The 6,705-nt window shown below is 62.6% G+C and carries 10 protein-coding genes and 1 pseudogene; 6 read left to right on the top strand and 5 right to left on the bottom strand.

All coding sequences use genetic code 11. The features are described from left to right. Positions 1-10 precede the first annotated feature (10 nt). Together ACYQ2W_RS03810 and ACYQ2W_RS03805 are read left to right on the top strand one after the other, a co-directional pair. On the top strand, positions 11-259 hold the full coding sequence (locus ACYQ2W_RS03810; protein ID WP_459863383.1) for a type II toxin-antitoxin system Phd/YefM family antitoxin: 249 nt from the start codon (positions 11-13) through the stop codon (positions 257-259). After that, entirely contained in the window at positions 249-683 is a 435-nt protein-coding gene (locus ACYQ2W_RS03805; protein WP_459863381.1) for a PIN domain-containing protein, read from the top strand. Before ACYQ2W_RS03810 ends, ACYQ2W_RS03805 begins: the two co-directional genes overlap by 11 nt. Before the next feature lie 382 nt (positions 684-1,065). Here ACYQ2W_RS03805 and ACYQ2W_RS03800 read toward each other — a convergent pair whose 3' ends face one another. Further along, on the bottom strand, positions 1,066-1,464 hold the full coding sequence (locus tag ACYQ2W_RS03800; protein WP_459863379.1) for a putative toxin-antitoxin system toxin component, PIN family: 399 nt from the start codon (positions 1,462-1,464) through the stop codon (positions 1,066-1,068). 2 nt (positions 1,465-1,466) lie between these two features. Then, positions 1,467-1,736, bottom strand: coding sequence for a type II toxin-antitoxin system Phd/YefM family antitoxin (locus tag ACYQ2W_RS03795; protein ID WP_459863377.1), 270 nt, complete (start codon positions 1,734-1,736; stop codon positions 1,467-1,469). A 188-nt stretch (positions 1,737-1,924) separates the two neighbouring features. Here ACYQ2W_RS03795 and ACYQ2W_RS03790 point away from each other — a divergent pair, with 188 nt between their 5' ends. Then, positions 1,925-2,242: a PadR family transcriptional regulator gene (locus ACYQ2W_RS03790; protein WP_459863375.1), complete on the top strand. Its 318-nt coding sequence runs from the start codon at positions 1,925-1,927 to the stop codon at positions 2,240-2,242. A 76-nt stretch (positions 2,243-2,318) separates the two neighbouring features. Here the strand turns inward: ACYQ2W_RS03790 and ACYQ2W_RS03785 are convergent, their stop codons facing one another. Both ACYQ2W_RS03785 and ACYQ2W_RS03780 read right to left on the bottom strand, forming a co-directional pair. Next, positions 2,319-2,537: a hypothetical protein gene (locus tag ACYQ2W_RS03785; protein WP_459863373.1), complete on the bottom strand. Its 219-nt coding sequence runs from the start codon at positions 2,535-2,537 to the stop codon at positions 2,319-2,321. Next, complete coding sequence (locus ACYQ2W_RS03780) at positions 2,534-3,127, bottom strand: ExeA family protein (RefSeq protein WP_459863477.1); 594 nt, start codon at positions 3,125-3,127, stop codon at positions 2,534-2,536. Before ACYQ2W_RS03780 ends, ACYQ2W_RS03785 begins: the two co-directional genes overlap by 4 nt. Positions 3,128-3,260: 133 nt before the next feature. Between ACYQ2W_RS03780 and ACYQ2W_RS03775 the strand changes: the two genes are divergently transcribed. After that, positions 3,261-5,090: a right-handed parallel beta-helix repeat-containing protein gene (locus tag ACYQ2W_RS03775; RefSeq protein WP_459863371.1), complete on the top strand. Its 1,830-nt coding sequence runs from the start codon at positions 3,261-3,263 to the stop codon at positions 5,088-5,090. A gap of 278 nt (positions 5,091-5,368) precedes the next feature. Here the strand turns inward: ACYQ2W_RS03775 and ACYQ2W_RS03770 are convergent. Continuing rightward, positions 5,369-5,458, bottom strand: a pseudogene (locus ACYQ2W_RS03770) (group II intron maturase-specific domain-containing protein); the annotation flags it as partial. Positions 5,459-5,637: 179 nt separating this feature from the next. Between ACYQ2W_RS03770 and ACYQ2W_RS03765 the strand changes: the two are divergent. After that, positions 5,638-6,075, top strand: coding sequence for an antitoxin Xre/MbcA/ParS toxin-binding domain-containing protein (locus ACYQ2W_RS03765; protein WP_459863369.1), 438 nt, complete (start codon positions 5,638-5,640; stop codon positions 6,073-6,075). A gap of 8 nt (positions 6,076-6,083) precedes the next feature. Then, on the top strand, positions 6,084-6,539 hold the full coding sequence (locus ACYQ2W_RS03760) for an RES family NAD+ phosphorylase (protein ID WP_459863367.1): 456 nt from the start codon (positions 6,084-6,086) through the stop codon (positions 6,537-6,539). Positions 6,540-6,705: the final 166 nt, after the last annotated feature.

The following is a 6,705-nucleotide window of genomic DNA, read 5'->3' as shown; positions in this document are numbered from 1 at the left end:
GCGGAACGCCATGGAACAGCAGATCACCCTCCGGGAAGCCAATCAGCACCTTTCACGCTACATCGATGCCGTGGAACGGGGCGACGAAGTGGTCATTACCAAGCGAGGCGTGCCGGTTGCCCGGCTGATGCCGATCCCCGCCGAGAAGAGCCTCTCTCCCGCCCAGGTCGAGGCCCGGGAGCGCTCCAGGGAGCGGATGAAGAACGGCTATCCCCTCGGCGGTACCAGGTTCGACCGCGACGCAGCCCATGAGCGCTGAGCGCTACAGCCTCGACACCAACCTCTTGGTCTATGCCATCGACCGTGACGCCGGTGGTCGTCACCTCCGTGCCGCCGAAATCGTCGATCAGGCCATCGACCACGATTGCCTACTGGCCCAACAGGTGTTGGCCGAGTTTTTCCACACCGTCACCCGAAAGGGAAAGATGCCCCTCGACGCGGCCGTCGCGCAGATCGAGGATTGGCAGCAGTTGTTCACCGTCATCACGCCGCGCGCGGACACCTTGAACCACGCCGTTACCGCGGTCACGGATCACGGACTCTCCTTCTGGGACGCCATGCTGTGGGCAACTCTGCGTCCCGCCGGGGTAACGGTGCTATTGAGCGAGGATTTCCAGAACGGCCGCTCCTTGGGAGGCGTGAGTTTCCTTAATCCGCTGACAGGCGACGAGAACGTCTGGTAAATATATGGGCTCAGGCAGTGATGGATCCGTCGGCCTGGAGGAGGTGGGTCGGAGAGCGAGGCCTGAACGGCTTGATGCAACGTTCAAGACCTGACCCCGCGCCTCGCTCAACGACGTTTTGACAGGGCTTGGGATGGCTGGGACAAACCGGCGTAAGTGGTTGAATTTGCATCATTCGTTGGTCGGCGATTTTCTACGCCGCCGGGAGAGGTTCGTGGTTTTGTAGGTTGGCGCTACCGCGCCGACGCAAGCGGAGGCCGCGGGGCGAAGGCCGCGATACCCCGTCAGCCGGCGATGGCGTCGCGACGTCACCTTACAGTCCTTGCCCGATTGGGAATTGAGCGAGCAACGGGTGTTTTGGATGTGGATGTCCAAAGCCCTATCAGAGTCGTTGCGCGAATTCCGCGGGGGTGAGGATCGGGTAGTCCTCGCGGAGGGCCAGCAGGTCGCTATCGCCGCTGACCAGTAGTTCGCCGCCGGCGATCAGGGCGGCCAGTACCGGCGTGTCGGCCTCGTCGTCGGGGACGGTCGCGGTGACTCCGTCGATTGCCACCATTTCGGCCTTGAAGTGGAGCAACAGCAGAAAATTGCTGATTTCTTCTTCTCCCCAGTCGAGCCGTTTGCGGATTTTTTGATAGGCGAGCACCCGGCCGATCTCCTCCAGCATCGGCTCACTGAGCACCAGATCGAAGGCGCCCGCCCGCCACGCCTTGACGATCCGGCCGGGGAGACTCGACGGCAGCATCAGGCCGGATATCAGCACATTGGTGTCGAGGACCACCCTCACCGGTCGCGGGCCGCCGCCAGCGCCTCGGCGATCTCCGCTTGGGCCTCCGTTTCGTCCACGCCGGAGTAGGCCGTCGCCAGTCGGTCGGTGAGTCGGTTGAACTCCCCCTCCATGGCGCGGATGCGCTGGAACATCTCTACGTTCACGAGCGCCGCCACCGGCTTGCCCCCCTTGGTGATGAGTACCGAGTCGTGGCGATACTGTACCTCGTTGAGCAGTTCGCCGAGGTTGTTACGAACGGTCATGGCGGGGGTTTCGCGGAGCATGGTGATTACCTCAATTGGGTTAATTGAGGGGATTGTAGTCGTTATAACGGCGTGGCGTCCCCACGGGGGTTCTAATCCCGATCGCTACAACGAGCTTCTTGACAGGCGAGGAACCCTATGTAGACTTTCGAGTGATCCTATGTAGAATTTCGGTGGAGGTGGATGAGATGGCAGGCAACGAACCCCGAATGACCCTTCAGACCCTCAAGTTGCTGCGGGTGCTGATGGTCAATCCGAATGAATATGTCGCCGGTCCCGATTTGCGCAAGGAGAGTAAGCTCTCTTCCGGCACCCTGTATCCGATCTTGATCCGCCTGGAGAAGGCGGGGTGGCTGGAGAGCCGCTGGGAAGATGTCGATCCCAGCGAAGCGGGGCGGCCCCGTAAGCGTTTTTACCGCGTTACTCGTACCGGGCTTCAATATGCGCGGTCCGCCCTGGACGACGCCGGTATGGTGGCGCCAAAAGGAATTCCGGTGAGAGCGTTCACGCAAATTGATGGCCCTTAATCCGCGTTATTTGATGGACGGTTAGAGCCTGGGAAGCGGCCCCCGGCGTTCATGCCTGAGGCTTGGGTAGTGCAGGCTACTCTCGGGCTTTTCCCCGGCGACCGTCGGCGGTCTCCCAGGGTTTTCGTTCCCGCGCTTGTTCGGCGCGCCGCAACTGGGCGAAGTAGCGATTTTCAAAGGCGGTGGTCAGTTCGTAGAGGAAATCCAGAATCTCGATGGTGGCCTGGTCGGAGAGCTCCTGATGAGCGCTATGGAGCCAGGGGGTGGGATGAACGGGAGAGGTTGGCGTCTTCATGCGCGTTTTCGCTCCTTGGTGGGGGTGGTGGCAAATACCTCGAGGTAGAGCTTCTCGTCGAGCACGGTGAGTTCCCGTTCGGCGGCAACGGTGAGCAGCTCGGCGGCCAGCGTGGTGAGTACGCGGAAGTTGCCGACGGCGTGATCGCACAGCGCGCGCATCAGTTCGGGGGTCATCAGGCGGGCGTTGCCGGCGCATTGAGTGAGGTGCTGGAGGCAGGCCATCAGTACCTCACGGTCGGCATACTCCATTGCCAGTCGGGTGCGGATGCGCGAGCCCAGCGGGAGCAGGTCGTCGTGACGTAGCTTGTGGAGCAGGCGGGCGTCGCCGGCGAGGATGACGCTGAGCAGGGAGCGGGAGTCGAACTCGGTACTGGTGAGCAGGCGCAGCTCGTTGAGCACCGCGGGGTGCATCTCCTGGGCCTCGTCGATCAACAGCACCGGCCGCAGCAGGGCCCCTTCGAGGTGGGCCGTCCAACGTTGGCGTAGCGCCTTGAAGCCGCCCCAGCGATTGTGGGGACGCAATTCGACGCCGAACAGGTCGCCCATCTCGCGGTAGAAGTCGGCGAGGTTGCTGCTGGGGTGGGCGATCAGTCGGCTACCCGATGCCGTTGGCCGCGCGGTCGGGTCCGGGCGTTGAATAAAGCGTCTATCCTGTCGATCCTATCCACTCTCCCCTCCGCGTAAGAATTACGGTTTCAACTGCTCGAACACGGATGCCACGATGAAAAAATACCTCCTGGTCCTACTGCTCACCGGCCTGAACGCTCAGGCCGAGACCTACTATATCGATGGGGCCACGGGCGATGACCTGCACGACGGGCTCTCTCCGAGCAGCCCGTGGGCGACGGTGCAGCGGGCCGCAGAGACCCTGGTGGCCGGTGATACCGCCTACATTCGCGGCGGGGTCTATCCGCTCTACCTGCACCCCTCCGTCCGTGAGCTGGCACCTCAAAACTCCGGCAACGCCGAGCAGGGCTACATCACCTTCGCCGCCTATGCTGACGAGACGCCGATCCTTGATGGGGGTAATCGCACACCGTCCGTTAACGGTCTGGTGAGTATTCGCGACAAGGAATACATCCGCATCTCCGGCCTGACCGTGCGCAATGTCGATGACGGTAACGAAGGGATCGGTATCTATGTTGAAAACGCCCGCCACATCGTGATCGACGGCAACCATGTTCACCACACCGACTCGTCGGGTATTCAGGTCTTTACCAAATCGGCCATGGCGGGGGCGCCCTGTGCCGATATCACCATCGATGGGAATGACGTGGAGGATACCAATCGTCGTGGTCCCAATGAGATGATCACCGTTTCGGGCGTCGACGGGTTCGAGGTGAGGAACAACCGGGTCCACAACCGTCAGGTGGGGAGTCACGGCGGTGAGGGAATCGACGTCAAGCAGGGTTCCAGGAACGGCTCCATTCACCACAACGAGGTTTGGGATCTCAACACGGACGCACCCGGCATCTATCTGGACGCCTGGGATCAGTTGACCGAGAACATCGATCTCTACGCCAACTGGGTTCACGACATCGACACCTTCGGCGTCTATATCGGCTCGGAGCGCGGTGGGGTCTTGCGCGATATTCGGATCTACAACAACGTCATCAATGACAACCGGCGGGGCGCGATCATGCTCGCCGATGAGTCGAGTTTCTCCGGTTCCGAGCCGCTGGAGGCGATCAGCATCTTCAACAACACCCTGGTCGCCAACAGCGTGGCGTTGGGGTGGTATGGCGCGATCACCGTTGAGAACCCCTATGTGGACGGTCTGGCGATTCGCAACAACATCGCCGTCGGTAACGGTGGCTATCAGATCTCCGACTACCCCGCCTCCACGCGCAACGTGGTGATCGACGGGAATCTGCTCGACGGTGATCTGGGTGACGACGATCAGGGGCGAATCGATTCCGGCCTTGACCTTTCGGGGAGCCCTCTCTTCACCGATGCCGCGAACGGGGACTTCAGTCCGCAAGCGGGTTCGGATGTGATTGATCGGGGCTCGAACGGGGCGATTCCCAATGATCGGTTCGACCAGGATGGCGATGGTGATACCGGCGAGAGCCTCCCTTACGATGCCGTTTATGCGTCGCGTATCGTCAACGGGCAGGTGGATATCGGTGCCCACGAGTGGGCGCCGGCTGCTGTGATCTCCAATCCGACCCCGACCCCGACTCCCACTCCGACTGCGGTTCCGGCCGAGATCCTGACCCCGGCTCCCACCCTTCTCTCCTTGGGGGCCCCCGCCAACGGTGCGGTGCTTTCGGCGGACGATACGCCGACATTCCGTTGGGAGGGGGCGGAGGATTCGCTCTTCCGGTTTCAGTTCGCGTGGCTGGTGGATGGGGTGCTGTCGGATATCTATACGATCCCGGCGAGCGGCTGGGGTGCCCTGACGGAGTTGAGGCCGGCGACGGATACGTGGCGGGCGTTCGCGCAGCGGATGGCGCGCGAGCAGGCGCGGGTCTATTGGCGGGTGGCGGAGCGGGCCGCGGACGGGAGCGAGGTTTACAGTGATATCCGCGGCTTCGTTGTCGGCCAATGACGCGACTGATCGGGCACTCGGGTTTTCGTTTAGGGCCCGCGAAAGAATAACTCCCTGTTTTGGGGCGTTGAGACGTCCCTCCGGCAAGGCGCGCAAAGGGGCGCATACTCGTTGTATGCAACCCTTTGCGCAACGCCGCCGGGGGGGCGCGGATCGGCGTCCCAAAACAGGGAGTTATTCTTTCGCGGGCCCTAAGGTCGGTTGCGGCCTCAACACGCTAATCTGCACCAGTCACCCATCGGGTTCATGGCTTCGGGCTCGTCCTTCCAAGGAGCGGGTCACTTCGTGCAGTTGCGGTAGTGGAAGTAATTGGCCCATCCGTGCAGCGCCCGGTTCACCTCCCCCGCCACGTGGGGCATCGGCACCGGTGTTCGCCGTCGGGCACAATCCCAGCCTCTCTACGGGCCAGGACAGCCACCATACAGCTACAGCCCTTCGATATGCCGGCGGGAAACAACCGCACGGCGTCGTCCATGCGCCCCACTTGCCAAATCATCAGGTGAGGGAGAAAATCGGATCAACTGATCCATGATGTGAGGCGCTACTCGTGATCCAAGCGGAACGCATTGCTGACGTAATGGGCGGCGCGGAGGTGTTCCAGCACGCCGTCGGTACCTTGGGCGAGCTGGCGCGAGAGGTGGAGCATGGCCTCCCCAAGCGCTCCGTGAGGGAGGTGGGGCGCCACCTGTTCAGCGGTGATCGGGAGATCACCCGCGAGTTCATCTATCGCCTCATTCCGGAGGCCAGCTACAAGCGGCGCAAGGAGCGACTGACGTCGGAGGAGAGCGCCCGGGTGGAGCGTATTGCGCGGGTTGTGGCCACAGCGGAGTTCGTCTGGGACGACGAGGCGGCGGCGCGCCGTTTCCTGCTCGGCGGGAATCCGATGCTCGAAGGGCGCACGCCCCTGGACGTGGCGATGTCGGAGATCGGCGCCCGGCGGGTGGAAGCGCTGCTCTGGGACATCTTCTACGGCCATCCGGCCTGATCGGCGCGATGCTCGCTTTTCGCGTCGCCGATCGTCGGCACCCCATTTTCGATGGCACGGGGGCCGCGTTACGCGGGGCGCGCTGGAACTCGCCGGGCCGCCCGGTCATCTACGCCAGCGATACCCTCGCCGGCGCGATGCTGGAGGTGCTTGCCCACCTCCATGCCGGCCCGCTGCCGAAAAACCACGCCTACATCCGTATCGGAATACCCGACGATCTCGCGTTCGAGACCGTGACGCCCGAGCAACTTCCGCAATGGCACGCGCCCGAAAGCCCGGCGGCGCGGCGTCGTGGAGACCTTTGGCTTGAACAGGGCGAGACTTGTCTGCTCCGCGTCCCCTCGGTAATCGTCCCCGAGGGGTTCAACATCCTGATCAATCCGCTTCACCCGAAATTTCCGACGATTCGCGCCTCTTCACCTCTTGCCTTGTCTTGGGATGAACGTCTGTTCGAAAGCGCATGACCGATGGTTCCACGGGGCCATCGTCGGAGAGGCCAAACGCGCCACCGCAACGCTCGATCGGAGCCCCCTTGCCGGATCGGTCCCTCCTCCTGGATAGTTCCAACAACGGACGACGGGGTCTTCATTCTTGTTCTTGTCAATGGTGGTACTGTGGGCGGGTTTGCGG

The organism is Endothiovibrio diazotrophicus (assembly GCF_054657215.1).
Note: the sequence above shows the minus strand (reverse complement) of the source record. Positions and strands in the feature narration are given on the sequence as shown.